An 18,312-nucleotide genomic window follows, 5' to 3' on the forward strand; every position below is an offset into this window, starting at 1 on the left:
TTAAACGCTTGAAAATTTTATGAAATACGCCCAGTCTGATAAGCAGGCTGGGTTTTTATTTGATGACAATAAAGAAGGGGGGAAATATTTTGGCTCAATTACAAGCTGAAGTTGATGTGATCATCATCGGTGGTGGACAGGCCGGTTTGTCCACGGCTTATTTCTTAAAGCGTAAGAACATTCCGTTTATCATCCTAGATGATCAGCCTCAGCCTGGAGGTGCCTGGCAGCATGCCTGGGAGTCCTTGCGCCTTTTCTCCCCGAATAGCTGGAGTTCGCTGTCAGGCTGGATGATGCCGGCGACCGAACAGACCTATCCGACCCGCAATGAGGTGATCGATTATTTGACCGCCTATGAGCAGCGCTATCACTTTCCTGTAGTTCGTCCGGTGCGTGTGGAACGCGTGGAAAGTAAGGGCCAGTATTTAGAGGTTTATGCCGGGGAACAATCCTGGAAAGCCAAAGCGGTGGTAAGCGCTACAGGGACATGGAGCCAACCATTTATTCCCGAGTATGCCGGCCGTGAGCATTTTCAGGGCGTACAACTGCATTCCGCAGATTATAAAAATGCTGAGTTATTTAAAACCAAGAAAGTCATGGTGGTGGGTGGCGGTAACTCTGGTGCACAAATCTTGGCAGAAGTATCTCAGGTGGCCGAAACGCTTTGGATCACCCAGACACCGCCGCAGTTTCTGGCAGATGATGTCGATGGCCGTGTCCTGTTCTTAAGGGCGACTGAGCGCCTGAAAGCCCAGCAGGAAGGTAGAAAGATTGAGCAGCCCATTGGGGGGGTGGGTGATATTGTCATGATTGATTCAGTTAAAGATGCACGTGAGCGAGGCATTTTGCAGAGCAGGCGTCCATTTTCAGCTTTTACAGAACATGGCGTGATTTGGGAAGATGGCAGCACAGCGCATGTGGATGTGGTGATCTGGTGTACAGGATTTAAGGCGGCGCTGAATCACCTCAGCAGCCTCGGAATTATCCAGCCGGACCAGACCATTGCGGTTCAGAATGGCCGCTCTGTTCAGGTACCAAATTTATGGCTGGTGGGCTATGGAGAATGGACAGGTGCTGCTTCGGCCACGCTGGTCGGGGTTTCCCGGACAGCTCGGGCAGTAGCGGAAGACATCGCTGCATTTTTGGCCTGAGAGGATTTGATCCTGATTCAGTCGAGTGGATTGAGTGAATAGTATCTGTCTGCAACGAGCGTCATACCCGATGGTCTGATGCTCGTGATGATACGCTTGCATTGACGTTCGAATTTAATCAGGTAACTTATGCCCACAATGTGGACAGAAGAAATATTTGTTTTTTTCCTGCTCGAGTTGTTCTTTCTTACGCTCATGAATAAGTTCTAACAGGATATCCTGCATTTGTTCTTTGCTCAGTCCGACTTCTTTACGTAAAATTTCAATTTTTTCTTGATCTTCAATTAAGTCAATTTCTGCATCATCGAGCAGTTCACGAAATCTTAATTCCAGTTTGTGCTTGCGCTGTCTCAGCTCATTGGCCAGACCATTTGCCAGAATACCCGCAGGAAGCGCTGCCAGACCCACCCCTAAAATAGTAATTAAAGCCCCTAGAAAGCGGCCTAAGGGGGTGATTGGTGTCACATCGCCATAGCCGACTGTGGTCAGTGTCACCACTGCCCACCACATGGATGCAGGGATGGAGCTAAAGACTTCTGGTTGAGCCTTATTTTCAACCACATATACTCCAGCCGCCGCGATGATGATCATGATCAGCAGGATAAAAATAACCGCCTGAAATGAGCCCTTTTCGCGCTTGATCACCCGCAATAAAATCTGCAGGGAGACGAAATAACGGGTTAATTTGAGTAATCTGAATAATCGAAGGATTCGCAGGAAGCGTAAATCGAGATGCACAAAGAAGTTAATATAGGCCGGGAGAATCGCCAACAGGTCAATGATGGCACCGCCACTACGGATCCATAACCATCGGTTTTTCCATGCACCTTCAAAGGGGTCTTTTTCCGCAATGGCCCAAAATCTTAATAAATATTCCAGGGTAAAAATAAAGATCGAGAATAATTCAAAGGCATCAAACAGCAGCTGATAGGATTGATAGAGGTCATTGATTGATTCAAGTAAAACGGCAGCAGTATTCCCAATAATCAATATAATCAGAAATATATTGATGACGCGACTTAAGATGCTTTCGTGTTCTTCATTATGCAAATTGTCATAAATAAATCTGCGAAGCTTATACCAGGCCTTGAATTCCATAACAGTGCATTACGGTGCGATAAGATGCTTTGAGTTTAGCGCAAGCCCGGCCATCGAAAGGAAATTTTTAAAAAATTAATCAGAATTGTGGGGTGGTGATTATCCTGGATTTTTAGGGCTAAAGCGAGTGTGCACGACTCTAAAATCCCCAAAGCATTCTGGTAAATCTCACTACGGAATACTTGAACGATACCGATACAATACTGCTTCAACAAATACCCTGTTGTCTTTGGCAGTTACTCAAACAGTACTTGCTCGTCCGGGCAACAGATCCTTAATCTGTTCCCACTGATCATCTCTTAATGCATAGCGTTTAGTCATGAAAAAATAATGAGGACAGATTAGATTTTTTTAAGCTAATTGGTGACAGGCCTAGTTGCATCAAGTGATCTTTTTTCTCTGGCATTTTTGTTTTCATAGAGGGGTCTTATTATTTTTATACCTGTTTCTATGCTAAAAATTAAAAGTGCGTTGTGATCGCCTGCTCATAAACTTGAGAATACAGAGAAGGTTTTTGTTGAAGAAAAAGTTATTTGTATAAACAAAGGAAGTGATTTGAATTGGTGATATCTTTATTGGATGTTGAAAAGTAAGAATTTTTATTTCAAAAAATCTCTAGGGTTTTCGATTGTATTGAATTGATTTCAATGCGAAGCCCATAGGGCTGTCGGGCATTGAAAGAGAGCTGATAGCCATACTGTTTTAACAGGTTAGCGGTCAATGCCAGTCCTAAACCATGGCCGTGCTGCTGAGCAGATTTGCGCCAGAAGCGTTGTCCTAAATGTTGGATATCCTGTGCTGTCAGTTGCTGTCCATCATCTTCAATCACTAGGCAACCAGACTGCATGGAAATCCAGATATGGGCAGCCTGTGCATGCAGCAGGGCATTTTCAAGCAGATTTTTCAGTACGGTATACAGCACAAATTCAGGCAGCTGAATTTCGCCCAAGTTGTCCCAGTTTACTTGTATTTTTTTGTTCATTTCTGGATAGCGTGTACCTAAGTCTGCAAGAACTTTCTCAAGTGTGGGGCGAAGCCAGATGGCCTCAGGCATTGCCTGGATACTGTTTTCTGATTGGGTCAGCAATAAAAGCTGCTCGAGTAACAGCGTATAACGCCGGATACTCTCATTGGCCTGCTGCAAATTATGCTGAATGGATTCAGGCAGGTGCTGCTGCTGACCGATCAGCTGGGCCAGTTGTACATGGGTTTTAATTGCAGTCAGGGGACTGCGTAATTCATGTGCAGCATAGGCACTAAAGGCTTTCTCCTGTTGCAGACTGTCATTGAGTTTTTGAATCAACTGCGTGGAATTGTTGACAAAAGGCTGTACTTCTTGGGGAATACTTGCAGGCTTGAGCTGTATTAAAAAATCTGCCACCTCTGAATAGCTAAGGTTTTTCTGGTTCAGGTATTGACTGAGCTGATCCAAAGACCGGAACTGTCGGCGGATAATAAAAACGATCAGGGCAATACAGATCAGCAGTGAGAAGACCAAGGGAATCAGTACGGACTGCAGAATCTGCTGTAGTAAGGTATCCCTCAAGAACATACGTTCTGCTGCCACCACCTGAATATCGCCACGACGCAGAACATAACTGCGCCATTCCGTATCACCCTGCTGCCAGGTGCTGAATCCTTCTGGTCGCTGGCTTAAATTTTGGGGGGCACCGCGTGTTTTGGCAATCACCTGATTACCTAACGAGATGTCAGAGCTAAAAAGAGAAACTTCACAGGCAATTAACTGGTTTGCATCATCATTCTTGGCTAATTTGGATAAGGTTGCATCCCCTAGACTATCCAGCGGTAACTGCTGAATCAGCCGGGCAACCATTTGTGCAGATGCCGATAAGCGTTGATCCAGTGTGTCTTGTAAACGCTGTTTCAGGTCAATATACAGCCATGAAAATACTGCACTCCACAGCACAATAAACACGGCCAAAAGACTCATGACCAAACGCCATTTCAAGCTGTGACTAAACATGACGCTGCTCAAACGGTTTAAAAATATATCCCACACCACGAATGGTCTGAATTAAATCTGGATGCAGTTTTTGTCTCAGGTGATAAATCTGTACATTCTTTGTTTGTTTTGTTCGCATTTAATCTGTTTGGAGCATTTCAGCTGTCCTTACCTAAAGGCATGTTACAGCGTCTGGATCAATGGCAGCAAAAGCAGAAGGGTGGCACGCTGATTGGTGCCGGTCTTATGGGCATGATCGCTGCACTGATTGTCGGGCCATGTATGAGTGCGCCGTTGGCCGGTGCCTTAATCTATGTGTCTCAGCTCAATCAACCGATGCTGGGAGCTAGTTATCTGTTCGTCTTAGGCCTTGGGCTGGGCTTGCCGCTATTTATTGCTGCCGTATTTGGGTCCCATCTTTTACCCAAACCTGGCATCTGGATGGATCGCCTGAAGTTTAGTTTTGGCTTTGTCATGTTGGCTCTGGCCTTGTATTTCGCCCCTCCATTATTGCCCGGCATTTTATACCTGGGCCTTTTGGGTGTGGTACTGATCACCTGTTCAGGCTACTTCTTGTTCAAGATGCTGCCTCATGTGCATCGGTCTGTATCGAAAATAGTCCTGATGCTGCTCAGTGGTTTACTGGTCTATGCAGGAGGCATGCAGCTCTATCATGTCTGGAGTCAGGTACAGGTCGCCCATGTGAAATCACGGCTTGAATGGCAGAGAGTCAGTACAGCCGCACAATTGCAACAGGTTTTAGCCAAACATCCTGCACAGCCGGTGGTGATTGATGTCTATGCAGACTGGTGTGTGGCCTGTCAACCGATTGAAAAGGAAGTGATTCCACGTAGTGATGTCCAAGCGGCTTTACAAAATGTGGTTCGTATCAAATTAGACCTGACCCACTATCATCCAAGTCAGGATGAGCTGCTAAAAGAATGGCAAATCCTCGGTCCGCCCACCTTTATATTTTTAAATGCCGCACATCAGGAACAGCGCGAGTTGCGCTTGACAGGAACTTTTAGCGCAACACATTTGCTCGGTAAATTGCAGCAACTGCAAGGGGAACAACCATGATGATTTCAAGTGATGCGCTACATCTGGGACCTTTGATGTTGCCCTGGACACTCATAATTGTTGCCACTGGCTTGATGCTGTTATCTGCTGTTTTGTTTGGATTAGCCAGAAAGTATTCATGGTCTAAACAACTGCTTGGACAAAGTCAGGATTTGCTCTGGAGCAGTTTTTTGCTGGGGATGCTGGGTGCACGTCTTGTTTTCGTTCTGCTCAATGCCGAGCTGTATTTTGCAGCACCCATCGACATACTGAAAATCCAGGACAAAGGTTTCCATTTATGGGGAGGGGTGCTGATTGGTGCTTTGTGGTATGTCATTCGAAACAGACAGTTGCAGACCCGATTCAAAGCCATCTTGTTGATCATCTTTGTACTCTGGATCGGGCTTGGACTCGCGTTCAAATCCAGTCTAAAAACTGAAGCAGCGTTTCCTGATCTAGCCTTTGCTGGACTAGAACAGGAGCGTCTGGGTACAGACAAGATTCCACTCAGCCAATTCGTTGGCCAGCCCACGGTAATTAATTTGTGGGCGAGCTGGTGTCCGCCGTGTCACCGCGAAATGCCGGTGTTGGCCAAAGCAGCCAAGCAGCATCCTCAAGTGAATTTTGTCATGCTGAATCAGGGTGAGGAGGTAGCCACCGTAAATGCCTATTTAAGAAAACATCAGTTTCAATTTAAACATGTCCTGCTGGACCCATATGGTGAACTACCACAGCAGCTGAATAGTTTTGGTCTGCCAACGACGCTGTTTTTTAATGCTCAAGGCCAGCTGGTCGAGCGGCATATGGGGGAACTCAGTCCGGCTATGTTGCAGCAATATTTAAATAGAATTTCAGATCAACCTTAAAAAATGGAAGGACTCAGTATGAACAAAATTTACCAGGTGCTTGGTGCAGGCATGTTCCTGATCATGAGCATGCACACACAGGCAAATATTAAACAGCATATTGAAAAACAGGGCTTTGTGTTTGTAAAACAGATTCCGGCACCGCAAGGAATGACCGGCTGGGTGGGGCATGAAGACCAATACTCCAATACGGTATTTATCTCCAACGATGACAAATATTATATCAAGGGCGAACTGTTTGATGCACAAGGGAAAAGCCTGTCCAATGAGCAGATTGAAAAGCATATGAAAAAAGCGGTATTGGACGATGTCTGGAAAACCCTGGAAAAATCCACCTGGATCCAGGATGGCAAGCCAGATGCACCACGTGTGGTCTATGTCTTTTCCGATCCAAATTGTCCATATTGTTATAAATTCTGGCAGGCGGCCCGACCTTGGGTAGAATCAGGGAAGGTACAGCTGCGTCATATTCAGGTCGGTGTGATCCGTGAAGAAAGCCGTGGCCAGGTGGCAACACTATTGAATTCGAAAGATCCAGCGGCAGTTTTTAATGATATAAACAAGAATAAAGGCAAAAAGCAGCTCAAGAAAATGGAAAAGATTCCTGTCGAAATTGCTGCAAAAATTGATGCCAACCAGGCCCTAATGGGGAAATACGGCTTTTTCTCCACACCGTCGATGGTCTGGAAAAACAATCAGGGTGAATTTAAATCTGCTCAAGGCCTGGCGATGGATGTCAAGGAAATTTTTGAACAATAATATTTTAACTACATGATAGAAAAGTAATTTTTACTTAAAACATCTATACATGATAGGGAGGCAGATTTACATTGGTGGATAGGCTAAGCATGAAGAGCAGATAAGATATGTCAAATTTGGATGATCCACGGGTACTGCTTGCTTTGGAACGAACCGCTCTGGCGTGGAACCGGAGTGGTTTGGCATTAATTGCTTTTGGTTTTGTGATTGAAAAATCCAACCTGCTAGTGCAACTGGTGGACCCAGACACTTATGCACAGAAAATAGCTTATTCACAATGGTTGGGAATTGCGGTGATTGTATTTGGTATGTTGGTGAATTTCGCCTCAATCCTGCAATATCGACGGGGTTTGACATCACTGCGACCGCCGGAATTTATTGAAGGTTATTACACCCAGTATCCCGTATGGCTAAATCTGTTTACTGCTTTTAGCGGACTGCTTCTGATCATTTCTTTTTGGCTGCACTAAGAAGAGGGCTGGGCGCAATACAGCTCGTACAGCTTTTGCATCAGGCTCAAGACCTTGGGGTCACTCAGACGATAGAAAATCTGTTTGCCCTCACGTCGGGTGCCAACCATGTCGGCCTTACGCAGTACAGTCAGCTGTTGTGAAAGTGTAGGTTGATGAATATCGGCAGATTCTTCAATTTCCTGAACATTCATTTCCCCGTCAACCAGGACACATAAGATTTTCAGACGATCAGGATTGGCTAAAACTTTTAGGCATTGGCTGACGAAATCGACCTGTGAAAAATCAATTTTGGCATTTGCAGCAATCATATCCATAGATGTCCTTGAAACCTTTGATGTAACCCATGCAGTTTACACAATTTACCACAAAACTGCTTGATTATTATTTTTTAATATATAATATAAAAAAGTATATTGTATAGAGATTGATTCACCATGCATGACTTCCTCATCGCATTTATTGGCGGTTTAATGCTCGGACTTTCAGTGGTCGGCTATCTGTATGTCAATGGCCGTATTGCAGGAATCAGTGGTTTGGTTGGGCAGGTATTAAACCCAAAAACCGTATTTAAAACGCCTGCGATCTGGTTTTTATCAGGCTTGATCATTACACCGTTTATTTATGGTCTGTTTGTACAACCTGAAATCGAATTGAATGCCAGCCCATTGATGATGATTGTGGCAGGTCTGCTGGTAGGCTTTGGGACACGTTTGGGTTCGGGCTGTACCAGTGGTCACGGAATTTGTGGCATTAGTCGGCTGTCTAAGCGTTCTATCATCGCGACCATGACTTTTATGTTTGCAGGTTTTGTCGCTGTTTATATTATCCGTCATATCACAGGAGCATTCTAAAATGAAAAATGTGTTTGCCTTTTTATTTGGTGCGCTGTTCTCTGTGGGATTGATGGTATCGGGCATGTCCAATCCGGAAAAAGTACTCGATTTCCTGGATCTGTTTGGCGATTGGGATGCCAGTCTGGCCTTTGTGATGATGGGCGCGATTACTGTGGCCTTTATTCCCTTCCAGAAAGCATTACGTACGGCGCAACCGAAAACAGTATTTAATGAACCTATTGATTTACCTAAAAATAATCAGATAGATAAGAAGCTGATCACGGGTGCGGTTTTATTTGGTGCAGGTTGGGGCATTGCCGGCATCTGTCCGGCGCCAAGTTTCACTTTGATCGGTTTGGGCCACTATCAAGTGCTCTATTTTATTGTAGCAATGCTGGTGGGTGTATGGATTCACCGTAAATGGTCAGGAGCTTAACGATGTCAAATTTACCTATAGTAAAAGATTTTTTTCACGAAGATACCAATACCTTCAGTTATGTTGTACGTGATCCGGCGACCAAAGCCTGCGCCATTATTGATAGCGTTCTGGATTATGATCCGGCATCAGCAAGTACATCCACTATTCATGCCGATAAAATTATTGCCTATATTAAAGAGCAGGGTTTAACGGTCGAGTGGATTCTCGAAACCCATGTCCATGCTGATCATTTAACTGCAGCGCAATATCTCAAAGAAGAACTGGGTGGCAAAATTGCCATGAGCCAGAAAATTGGTATTGTTCAGGAAACTTTTGGCGCGATTTATCATCTGGATATTAAACAATGGAATGCTCAGCAGCTCTTTGATTATTTATTTGAAGATCATGAGTCGTTCCAAATTGGAACATTGAAAGCCTATAACATTCCAACACCGGGACATACGCCTGCTTGCCTGAGTTATGTGATTGGCGATGCGGTTTTTGTGGGTGATACGTTGTTCATGCCAGATTATGGTACAGCACGTTGTGATTTTCCGCGAGGCAGCGCAGAACAGCTTTATGATTCGGTGCAAAGCCTGTTTCAGTTGCCAGAAGATACCCGGGTCTTTTTATGTCATGACTATCTGCCTGAAACACGTGAATCGTATGTGTGTGAATCTGATATACAGACGCAGAAAAAACAGAATATCCATATTCATCAGGGAATCAGTAAAGCTGAATTTGCTCAGATGCGAAATCAGCGGGATTCAGGACTGAGTATGCCTAAGCTGATTCTACCGGCGATTCAGATCAATATGAAAGCAGGACAGTTTCCTGAGCCAGAACAAAACGGTGTTTCTTACCTCAAGCTTCCTCTTAACTACTTCAAATAAGCTTGTGTCGTGATTCAACAAAAAGTTCAACCTTTATTGAATCATTTTTGTGGATAAGGGAGAGGGCGATGTGGGCATTAATACTTGAAGGGCTAGTTATCGGAGTGCTATTGGGTTTGACCGGTGCCGGTGGCGGTATTCTGGCTGTACCTGCACTGATGACGACCCAGGGTTGGACGGTGGCCCAGGCTGCGCCGGTGGGATTGCTTGCGGTCACGCTGTCGGCCTTGGTCGGAACGTTCGAGGGTTTGTTCAAGCGTATTGTACGTTATCGCGCTGCCCTCTGGATTGCTCTCATTAGTATTCCTACAGCGCGTTATGGCGTGCATCTGGCCGATATCGTTTCTCCGGTCTGGCTGACGCTGGCTTTCAGTCTGGTCATGCTGATCGTGGCTTACCGGATCTTTTTTAATAAAGTGACCGATCATGGCAATGCACCGTGCAAGGTCAATCAATCGACCGGTCGTCTGATCTGGAATGTCAAAACTGCTTCGTTCCTAGCAGGTATTGGTGTTGTGGCAGGTTTATTAACCGGTCTGTTGGGGGTGGGGGGTGGTTTTGTAATTGTTCCAGCCCTGCGTAAATTCACCGACCTTGATATGCGCAGTATCGTTGCGACTTCCCTGATGATTATTTTCCTGATTGGTGGGGTCAGTATTTCTGCACACGTGCTGGATGGCTTTCAATATCCTGTTTCGGTTACGCTGACCTTTGTCCTGGCCTGTATTGTCGGGATGTTAATTGGACGCAGTCTGATGCAGCGGATTGACAGTAACAAGGTACAGAAAATATTTGCCACTACCGTGGTTGGGGTGGCGATGTATTTAATCTATTCAGCGCTCATGGGCTAAATAGCCAGTTGGAAATTTAAACTCAAACGCTTTCAATCTACCTGAGCATCGTTTATACAAAATATAATTTTAATGGCCGAGGAAGAATGAAAATGATGAAAACTGCAGAGCAATTGATCCAGAATGCAAAAAGCCGGATTCAGGAAGTCAGCGTAAATGAACTGTTTGAAGCGATGCAAAACCATCAACCAATTGCTCAACCATTTTTATGTCAGCAACATGTCCATTCGATAAAGCAGAACAACTAATTTCACCAAATTGGTTCATCACGATATGTAATTTACAGCCATAAAACCAACCCATAGAACTTTTGCCACGTGATGCGATTTGGGCTAATGATTTATGGCATTGAATACGTTGATTTTTACAAACAGGTAGCGTTGTTGAATCAATCTATAAGTATTGTTTATCTTTGCCTTTCATCAAAGCTACATACAGGGCATGTAGTGCTAATTCATGCCTATTGATCAAGTGAATCATGCGTTGGCAGCAAGGCAAGTGCTTAAATAAAAAGCTTTTATCCAGCTTTAGCCATGTAAAAAAGGCTTTGAAATTATTGAAATGAGAACATTTGTACCAAATGGTGATAAAGCAGATTTCTGAAATTGTGAGCTGAGCATTTCTGATTCTTAGAGAATGATGACTTTGTTTGAGGAACTTCCAATAAGTTGCTTCAAATTTAAGAAAGAAATCATCAATTAAGCAGAATCGGTACTATTGAACATCAGGACTAGAGTTGTGAGTTTGGTTTGGTAACTCAACTGATGGCTCTAGTCCTCTTATTTTTCAAGTCAATTTCTTATCCGTGATTCGGGTTAAATTATTTAAATGATGATTCATTCTGTATTCAGATCTTCATAAATTTAAAGGATACTTATTAGGGATATATTCTGTTTTAGACTTAATTCAGGATGCATAAATGAAGTACTCATTTATACAGCAGGCTTTCACTGGTCCCGTGGATATCGTAGGGGATATTCATGGTGAGATTGCCGCGCTGGAACGACTGATCCAGGTATTAGGTTATGACCGGAATGGTCATCATCCAGAACAGCGCAAACTAATTTTTGTCGGTGATCTATGTGACCGGGGGCAAGACAGTGTTGCGGTGATCAAACGCGTCAAACAGCTGGTAGATGAAGGCTATGCACAATGTGTGATGGGTAATCATGAATTGAACCTATTGACCGATACTTTGCGGGAAGGCAATGGCTGGTTTTTTGGTTCACCGCATCAGGATGATCTGAAACCTTTTGATTCGATCCAAGCCTCAATCAAAGATCGACAATGGATTCTGGATTTTTTAAATAGCTTACCGTTGGCCTTGGAGTCGGAGCAGCTGCGTGTTGTACATGCCTGTTGGCATCAAGGATCAATTGATCAATTACGCAATTCTGGTTTTACTTCGCTTGGCGAAGCCTATGCTGATTTCGTTCAACATACAGCGCTGGATCTGCAAGCCTTAGGTATTAATGAATTCATCCAGATAGAGCAGCAACGCTACCAACACCAGTTCAAAGACCCGGCTGCAACTTTACCTTTATTGCAACATCTCGCAGAAAAAGAGCTACGTGAGCAAATGCACAATCCGATTCGGGTCATTACTTCTGGTGCGGAAAAAATCGCCTTAGAACCGATTTATGCCGGTGGAAGGTGGCGGATGATCGACCGCGTGCCATGGTGGGACAGCTATACCGACCAAATTCCAGTCATTACTGGACATTATTGGCGGAACTTTAAATCTACTGAAGAAAAAACCGGTTTACTCAAATCGATCGATGCACTGCAATGGTATGGACAGCAACAAAACGTATTTTGTGTGGATTATTCAGTGGGTAAACGCTATCTCGATCGTCAACAGGGTGTCGCGTTCAGACATCGACTCGGCGCCTTAAGATTTCCAGAAAATATCTTGAGCTTTGAAGATGGCAATCAGTATTCAGTTCAGCGGTTCTGAGAAAAGGCAATTTTCTGATACAAAAAAAGCAGCTTTTCCAGCCGCTTTTTTACAGAATCTAGATTTTATTCTGCTTCGATTATTTCATAATCATGGGTGATTTCAACACCGCCATCAGACAGCATTTTGCTGGCAGAGCAATATTTTTCAGCAGAAAGTTCTACGGCTTTTGCGACCTGTTTCTCTTTAATCGCTTTGCCGGTCACTACAAAATGCAAGTGAATTTTCGTGAATACTGCCGGAATTGTATCTGCACGTTCAGCCTTTAATTCGCAGCGTACATCGGTAATATCCTGACGAGCCTTCTTTAAAATGGTAACAATATCAAAAGACGCACAGCCGCCCAGACCAGTTAAAAGTAGCTCCATTGGACGAGGACCACGGTTTTCACCACCGTATTCAGCTGAACCATCCATGATAATAGTATGACCACTTTGAGTTTTTGCTTTAAAAGCAACATTCTCTAACCAATGAACGCTTGTTTGCATTGAAACTACCTAAAAAAAGCTATAAATTTGTCAAGTAACTGTACACTAACATAAATTGGGTTGATACGGAATTTCAATCCCACTGTGTGACAAGTTCACATTAGGTCTTGTGCGATCTATAAATTATCCATAATCGGAACTGTTAGCATGACTTCAAACTTTTCACAATTAAGCACTGATGCGCTTTCTCCGGGGCAATTACCAGAATCCGTGAAAGCACTGTTAAAACGTGCATATATTAATCGTTATCCAAAACGTACCACGATCATTGATGCAGGATCAGAATCTAAATCTTTATATTTAATTCTGAAGGGGTCTGTATCTATCATTCTTCGTGAAGATGATGATCGTGAAATTGTCGTGGCTTATTTAAATGCGGGTGACTTCTTTGGGGAAATGGGTCTATTCGAGGTTAATCCACAACGTACTGCGGAAGTTCGTACGCGTGATGTGTGTGAAATTGCCGAAATTACCTATGAAAACTTTCACGAAATCAGCAAGCAATATCCTGATCTGAGCTATGCGGTATTTGCTCAATTAGTACGTCGTTTGAAAAATACCACACGTAAAGTTACTGATCTGGCATTTATTGATGTTTCAGGCCGGATTGCACGTTGTCTGATCGACCTGTCTTCACAGCCAGAAGCGATGATTTTGCCGAATGGCCGTCAGATTCGTATTACCCGTCAGGAAATTGGTCGCATTGTTGGCTGTTCCCGCGAAATGGTCGGACGTGTACTAAAAACCCTGGAAGAGCAGGGCATGATCGAAACCGATGGTAAAGCCATCCTGATCTTTGATGCTTCATTAGAAGAAGCATCTGAAGCAGTGGCAGATGGTGCCATAGACGAATAATCCAGATATTAAAAAGCAAATCTTCGGATTTGCTTTTTTTATGCGTCATTACTCAATACATAAAAATTTAGAACAAGCTTCTCAGAAAAGATGATTTAAGTCTCCCTTATAATTCCGATAGGCTATAGCCCACTTGATCTCAATTCACTGAATAAAATTCACAGGATGTTTTTATGCAATTCAGACCATTGGCGGATACCGGCATTTTTTTGCCAGAAATTTGTTTGGGCACCATGACCTTTGGTGAGCAGAACACACAAGAACAGGCTTTTCAGCAACTGGATTATGCTTTAGATCAGGGAGTGTATTTCTGGGATACTGCGGAAATGTACCCGGTACCGCCAAAACCTGAAACGCAGGGTGCTACCGAGCGTATTATCGGGAACTGGATCGCTGCCCGTGGTGGCCGTGACAAACTTTTTTTAGCCTCAAAAATTGCCGGACCCTCGCAAGGTGGTAGCCATATCCGGGATGGTAAAACCCGTTTCGTTGCCGATGAAATTTCAGCAGCAATTGACCAGTCATTGTCACGCCTGCAAACGGATTATATTGACCTGTATCAGCTGCACTGGCCGCAACGCCCAACCAATTTCTTTGGCAAGCTGGGTTATGGCAATGCTGAAGCGGCAGAAGACCGTACCGTGACAGATCTCGAAGAAACCCTGACCGCCTTGCAGGATGAAATTAAAAAAGGCCGTATCCGTTATATTGGTCTTTCCAATGAAACCCCGTGGGGCACGATGAAATTTCTGCACCTCGCAGAGAAATTAGGTTTGTCCAAATTTGTCAGTGTACAAAACCCATATAACCTGCTGAACCGTACTTATGAAATCGGCATGTCAGAAATTGCCCATTATGAAGGTGTGGGCTTGTTGGCGTATTCACCTTTGGCATTTGGTTATCTGACCGGTAAATTCCGGCATGGTGCACGTCCTGCCAATGCGCGTGTAACACTGTTCTCCCGCTTTAGCCGTTATAGCAATCCGCAAAGTGAATGGGCAACCGAGCAATATGCCCAGCTGGCAGAACAGCATGGCTTAAGTCTTACCCAATTGGCTTTGGCCTTTATCAAGCAGCAGTTCTTTATGACCAGTACGATTATTGGTGCCACCAATCTGGATCAGCTGAAAGAAAATATTCAGGCATTTGAAATTGATCTGTCTGAGGAAATACTGAAAGGTATTGAGGCAATTCACCGTCAGCAACCGAATCCGGCACCATAATCATGGTGTTGTTATTTTAAAGCACCCTCCAAGCGAGGGTGTTTTAATTTTATGAGAAATTAAATTTGATGATAAACAACATGGCCGGAAAACAATAAAAGCAGCATAATCGAAATAAGACGCATCAAGATGATTTGATAAAAATGAATAGTGAAACAGGTATTTCTAAATCCCAAGTATTAGCTATAGCAGTATTCAACTTAGCTGAGCAGTTGCAACTGAAAGAATTCGAACTTGCATTGATTCTGGGTTTATCTGAGGCGGAATTATCTCTGGTTATAAATGAAAAAGAATTAGAACCAGATACTACAGCAGGCGAAAAAGCTATAGCTTTAGTAAATATCTATCAAAAGTTATTTAGCTTGCATGGTGGAGACTTGAGCTGGATGCGGCAGTTTATCAATTCACCTAACAAGCTTTTGGATCAGCAAACGCCAAGATCTCTAATGCAAACAGAACATGGTTTGAGTGAAGTATTGCGATTACTAGGAAGGTTGCAACCGTACTAAAAATATCTCTCTATTCTCTACTAAGCTGAAAAATAGCAGAGTAAATTAAATAAAATATGAATTGTTTATCTTCACCTTAAAAATTCTTCTAACCTCACTTGAAATATGATTTGATTACACCAATATTATTATTAAAGACTGTCTAAATGTTTATATTAAGTTTTTGAAAAATATATAAAAATGATTTGAAATTTTATCAAGTGCACCCATATATCCATCAAGTAGAAAATTTGTTGTGAGGAATAACAAGAATGCGTTTTGAAAAATTTACCAATCGCCTGCAGCAAACCCTTTCCGATGCACAATCGCTGGCCATGAGTAAGGATCATACCTCCATTGATGGGATCCATATCTTGGCCACCTTGATGGATGAAGCATCCAATGTCAGCCTGCTGCAACAGGCCGGTGCTAATCTGCGTGAGCTACAAACCAAGCTGCAAACAGCATTGAGCAATGTGGCAACCCTGACCAATCCATCAGCAGATATCAACCTCAGTCCTGAAGCGGCAAAAGTATTGCATCTGGCAGACAGCTTTGCGCAAAAAGCCGGAGATGAGTTTTTATCTACGGATTGGGTGCTGTTGGCGCTGGCAGAAACCGGAAATACCAAAACCTTATTAAATAGTATTGGCGTAAAGGCAGAGACTTTAGGCCAAGTGATTAATCAATTTCGAGGCGATGAAAAAGTCATGAGCAATAATCATGAAGATCAGCGTGATTCACTGAATAAGTACACCATTGATTTAACTGAACGTGCGTTGGCAGGCAAGCTTGATCCTGTGATTGGCCGTGATGATGAAATCCGCCGTACCATTCAGGTCTTATCACGCCGTACCAAAAATAACCCGGTACTCATCGGTGAGCCAGGGGTCGGTAAAACTGCAATCGTCGAAGGTCTGGCGCAGCGGATTATTAATGGTGAAGTGCCTGAAGGACTCAAAGGGAAACGTGTTTTATCTCTAGATCTGGGTTCTTTGCTGGCCGGTGCCAAATACCGCGGTGAGTTTGAAGAGCGCTTAAAAGCCGTTCTGAAAGATATTGCCAAACACGAAGGCGAAATCATCCTGTTTATCGACGAGTTGCATACCCTGGTGGGTGCTGGTAAAGGTGATGGCGCGATGGATGCCGGCAATATGCTTAAACCTGCGCTGGCCCGTGGCGAACTGCGCTGTGTCGGTGCCACCACACTGGATGAATATCGTCAGTATATTGAAAAAGATGCAGCGCTGGAACGTCGTTTCCAGAAAGTGCTGGTGGATGAGCCAAGCGTGGAAGATACCATTGCGATTCTGCGTGGTCTGAAAGATCGCTATGCGACCCATCACGGGGTACAGATTCTGGATTCAGCCATTATTGCTGCTGCGAAAATGTCACACCGTTATATCACCGACCGTCAGTTGCCGGATAAAGCCATTGACCTGATTGATGAAGCAGCATCGCGCATCAAAATGGAACTCGATTCTAAGCCAGAAGCTTTAGATAAACTGGAACGCCGTCTGATTCAGTTAAAAATGCAGCTGGAAGCGGTGAAAAAAGATGAAGACTCAGGTGCCAAAGCTGAGATTCAATACTTGTCCGATCAGATCGCCACAGTTGAAAAAGAGTATCATGACCTGGAAGAAGTCTGGCGTGCAGATAAAGCGCTGGTCGAAGGCAATAAAGACGTACAGATCAAACTGGATCAGGCACGTACAGCACTTGAAAAAGCGCAACGTGAAGGTGATCTGGGCGAGGCCGCGCGTTTGCAATATGGCGTGATACCAGAGTTGCAAAAGCAGCTTGAACTGGCTGAAAAAGCCGATGAAAGCGCAACGCCAAAATTGCTGCGTAACAAAGTCACCGACAATGAAATTGCTGAAGTAGTGAGTGCTGCGACCGGTATTCCGGTTGCGAAAATGCTGCAAGGCGAGCGTGACAAATTGCTACATATGGAAGAATTCCTGCATAACCGTGTAGTAGGGCAAGATGAAGCCGTGGTGGCGGTATCCAATGCAGTACGCCGTTCACGTGCCGGTCTGTCAGATCCGAACCGACCAAGTGGATCATTCCTGTTTCTGGGTCCAACGGGTGTCGGTAAAACAGAATTGACCAAAGCTCTGGCAAATTTCCTGTTTGACAGCGACGATGCCATGGTGCGTATCGATATGTCAGAATTTATGGAAAAACATTCGGTCAGCCGTTTGGTTGGTGCGCCTCCGGGCTATGTCGGTTATGAAGAAGGTGGGGTGCTTACTGAAGCCGTACGTCGTAAACCGTATAGTGTGATCTTGTTTGATGAAGTCGAAAAAGCGCATCCGGACGTATTTAACATCTTGCTACAGGTACTGGATGATGGCCGTTTAACTGACTCGCAAGGCCGGGTAGTGGACTTTAAAAACTCTGTGATCGTCATGACTTCGAACCTGGGTTCGCAGGATGTACGTGAATTGGGCGGTAATGCCACTAAAGAAGAAGTCCGTACGGTGGTGATGAATGCGGTATCGGAACATTTCCGTCCGGAATTTATCAACCGTATTGATGAACTGGTAGTGTTCCATGCGCTGGAAAAAGACCAGATTCGCGGTATTGCCGATATCCAGTTGGACCGTTTACGTCAACGTCTGGCAGAACGCGATATGCGCTTGTCGGTAGATGACAGCGCTTTCGATCAGCTGATCGAGGCCGGTTTTGATCCATTGTATGGAGCACGTCCACTGAAACGTGCAATCCAGCAGCGGATTGAAAATGGTCTGGCGCAGAAAATCCTGGGCGGAGAATTCCAGCCGGGCGATACCATTCTGGTGAAAGCTGAAGCAGGTGAGTTAATCTTTGAAAAAATGAAACTTAACTAAACCGCTTCTCCTTGCAACAAAAAACCCAGCCTAGGCTGGGTTTTTTTTAATCTTATTTTTAACTTCGAGCATTGCAACACTTTTG

17 protein-coding genes and 4 pseudogenes are annotated in these 18,312 nt (G+C 44.2%); 14 read left to right on the plus strand and 7 right to left on the minus strand.

Going from position 1 to position 18,312, the window contains the following annotated elements; all coding sequences use genetic code 11:
- The first annotated feature begins 89 nt into the window (after nt 1–89).
- Nucleotides 90–1,151 carry an ArsO family NAD(P)H-dependent flavin-containing monooxygenase gene (locus HGD77_RS05915; protein WP_071850368.1) on the plus strand — a complete coding sequence of 354 codons (1,062 nt, stop codon included), beginning with the start codon at nt 90–92 and terminating at the stop codon, nt 1,149–1,151.
- Nucleotides 1,152–1,265: 114 nt separating this feature from the next.
- Here HGD77_RS05915 and HGD77_RS05920 read toward each other — a convergent pair whose 3' ends face one another.
- From HGD77_RS05920 to HGD77_RS05935, 4 genes and pseudogenes are all read right to left on the minus strand, one after another.
- Complete coding sequence (locus tag HGD77_RS05920) at nt 1,266–2,249, minus strand: potassium channel family protein (protein WP_004280160.1); 984 nt, start codon at nt 2,247–2,249, stop codon at nt 1,266–1,268.
- Nucleotides 2,250–2,423: 174 nt separating this feature from the next.
- Nucleotides 2,424–2,570 (minus strand): annotated as a pseudogene (locus HGD77_RS05925) (IS5/IS1182 family transposase); the annotation flags it as partial.
- Nucleotides 2,571–2,853: 283 nt separating this feature from the next.
- Entirely contained in the window at nt 2,854–4,233 is a 1,380-nt protein-coding gene (locus tag HGD77_RS05930; RefSeq protein WP_121979957.1) for an ATP-binding protein, read from the minus strand.
- Nucleotides 4,226–4,330 (minus strand): annotated as a pseudogene (locus HGD77_RS05935) (winged helix-turn-helix domain-containing protein); the annotation flags it as partial. The gene HGD77_RS05930 and the pseudogene HGD77_RS05935, both read right to left, overlap by 8 nt.
- A gap of 2 nt (nt 4,331–4,332) precedes the next feature.
- Between HGD77_RS05935 and HGD77_RS05940 the strand changes: the two are divergent.
- The 4 genes and pseudogenes from HGD77_RS05940 to HGD77_RS05955 all read left to right on the plus strand — a co-directional run.
- Nucleotides 4,333–5,292: pseudogene (locus HGD77_RS05940) on the plus strand (cytochrome c biogenesis protein CcdA); the annotation flags it as partial.
- The gene (locus HGD77_RS05945; protein WP_071850365.1) at nt 5,289–6,137 is read left to right on the plus strand and encodes a TlpA disulfide reductase family protein; all 849 of its coding nucleotides are present in this window, start codon (nt 5,289–5,291) and stop codon (nt 6,135–6,137) included. The pseudogene HGD77_RS05940 and the gene HGD77_RS05945, both read left to right, overlap by 4 nt.
- An 18-nt stretch (nt 6,138–6,155) precedes the next feature.
- The gene (gene dsbG / locus HGD77_RS05950; protein ID WP_071850364.1) at nt 6,156–6,896 is read left to right on the plus strand and encodes a thiol:disulfide interchange protein DsbG; all 741 of its coding nucleotides are present in this window, start codon (nt 6,156–6,158) and stop codon (nt 6,894–6,896) included.
- A 107-nt stretch (nt 6,897–7,003) separates the two neighbouring features.
- Nucleotides 7,004–7,366, plus strand: a complete 363-nt coding sequence (locus HGD77_RS05955; protein ID WP_004646570.1) for a YidH family protein — start codon at nt 7,004–7,006, stop codon at nt 7,364–7,366.
- Here the strand turns inward: HGD77_RS05955 and HGD77_RS05960 are convergent.
- A complete protein-coding gene (locus tag HGD77_RS05960) occupies nt 7,363–7,683 on the minus strand; it encodes an ArsR/SmtB family transcription factor (RefSeq protein WP_071850363.1) in 321 nt (106 codons plus the stop codon). The two genes, HGD77_RS05955 and HGD77_RS05960, sit on opposite strands and share 4 nt — an antisense overlap.
- Before the next feature lie 120 nt (nt 7,684–7,803).
- Between HGD77_RS05960 and HGD77_RS05965 the strand changes: the two genes are divergently transcribed.
- The 4 genes from HGD77_RS05965 (at nt 7,804) to HGD77_RS05980 (ending at nt 10,364) form a co-directional block, all read left to right on the plus strand.
- Nucleotides 7,804–8,220 carry a YeeE/YedE family protein gene (locus HGD77_RS05965; RefSeq protein WP_005251416.1) on the plus strand — a complete coding sequence of 139 codons (417 nt, stop codon included), beginning with the start codon at nt 7,804–7,806 and terminating at the stop codon, nt 8,218–8,220.
- Between the two features lies 1 nt (nt 8,221).
- Nucleotides 8,222–8,638: a DUF6691 family protein gene (locus tag HGD77_RS05970; protein ID WP_004646572.1), complete on the plus strand. Its 417-nt coding sequence runs from the start codon at nt 8,222–8,224 to the stop codon at nt 8,636–8,638.
- A 2-nt stretch (nt 8,639–8,640) separates the two neighbouring features.
- Nucleotides 8,641–9,513: an MBL fold metallo-hydrolase gene (locus tag HGD77_RS05975; protein ID WP_005262089.1), complete on the plus strand. Its 873-nt coding sequence runs from the start codon at nt 8,641–8,643 to the stop codon at nt 9,511–9,513.
- Nucleotides 9,514–9,581: 68 nt separating this feature from the next.
- The gene (locus tag HGD77_RS05980) at nt 9,582–10,364 is read left to right on the plus strand and encodes a sulfite exporter TauE/SafE family protein (RefSeq protein WP_071850361.1); all 783 of its coding nucleotides are present in this window, start codon (nt 9,582–9,584) and stop codon (nt 10,362–10,364) included.
- Nucleotides 10,365–10,532: 168 nt separating this feature from the next.
- Here HGD77_RS05980 and HGD77_RS05990 read toward each other — a convergent pair.
- Nucleotides 10,533–11,063: pseudogene (locus HGD77_RS05990) on the minus strand (transposase); the annotation flags it as partial.
- Nucleotides 11,064–11,283: 220 nt separating this feature from the next.
- Between HGD77_RS05990 and HGD77_RS05995 the strand changes: the two are divergent.
- The gene (locus tag HGD77_RS05995) at nt 11,284–12,321 is read left to right on the plus strand and encodes a metallophosphoesterase (protein WP_121979956.1); all 1,038 of its coding nucleotides are present in this window, start codon (nt 11,284–11,286) and stop codon (nt 12,319–12,321) included.
- 65 nt (nt 12,322–12,386) lie between these two features.
- Here HGD77_RS05995 and HGD77_RS06000 read toward each other — a convergent pair whose 3' ends face one another.
- Nucleotides 12,387–12,809, minus strand: a complete 423-nt coding sequence (locus HGD77_RS06000; RefSeq protein WP_121979955.1) for an OsmC family protein — start codon at nt 12,807–12,809, stop codon at nt 12,387–12,389.
- Nucleotides 12,810–12,956: 147 nt separating this feature from the next.
- Here HGD77_RS06000 and crp point away from each other — a divergent pair, with 147 nt between their 5' ends.
- The 4 genes from crp (at nt 12,957) to clpB (ending at nt 18,227) form a co-directional block, all read left to right on the plus strand.
- Nucleotides 12,957–13,664, plus strand: coding sequence for a cAMP-activated global transcriptional regulator CRP (crp, locus tag HGD77_RS06005; protein WP_004280141.1), 708 nt, complete (start codon nt 12,957–12,959; stop codon nt 13,662–13,664).
- A 173-nt stretch (nt 13,665–13,837) separates the two neighbouring features.
- On the plus strand, nt 13,838–14,887 hold the full coding sequence (locus HGD77_RS06010) for an NADP(H)-dependent aldo-keto reductase (RefSeq protein WP_168730752.1): 1,050 nt from the start codon (nt 13,838–13,840) through the stop codon (nt 14,885–14,887).
- A 143-nt stretch (nt 14,888–15,030) separates the two neighbouring features.
- A complete protein-coding gene (locus tag HGD77_RS06015) occupies nt 15,031–15,396 on the plus strand; it encodes an antitoxin Xre/MbcA/ParS toxin-binding domain-containing protein (protein WP_004280138.1) in 366 nt (121 codons plus the stop codon).
- A 251-nt stretch (nt 15,397–15,647) separates the two neighbouring features.
- On the plus strand, nt 15,648–18,227 hold the full coding sequence (clpB, locus tag HGD77_RS06020; protein WP_168730753.1) for an ATP-dependent chaperone ClpB: 2,580 nt from the start codon (nt 15,648–15,650) through the stop codon (nt 18,225–18,227).
- Nucleotides 18,228–18,312: the final 85 nt, after the last annotated feature.

This window comes from Acinetobacter sp. NEB149 (assembly GCF_012516415.1).
GTDB classification, from domain to species: Bacteria; Pseudomonadota; Gammaproteobacteria; order Pseudomonadales; family Moraxellaceae; genus Acinetobacter; species Acinetobacter lwoffii_V.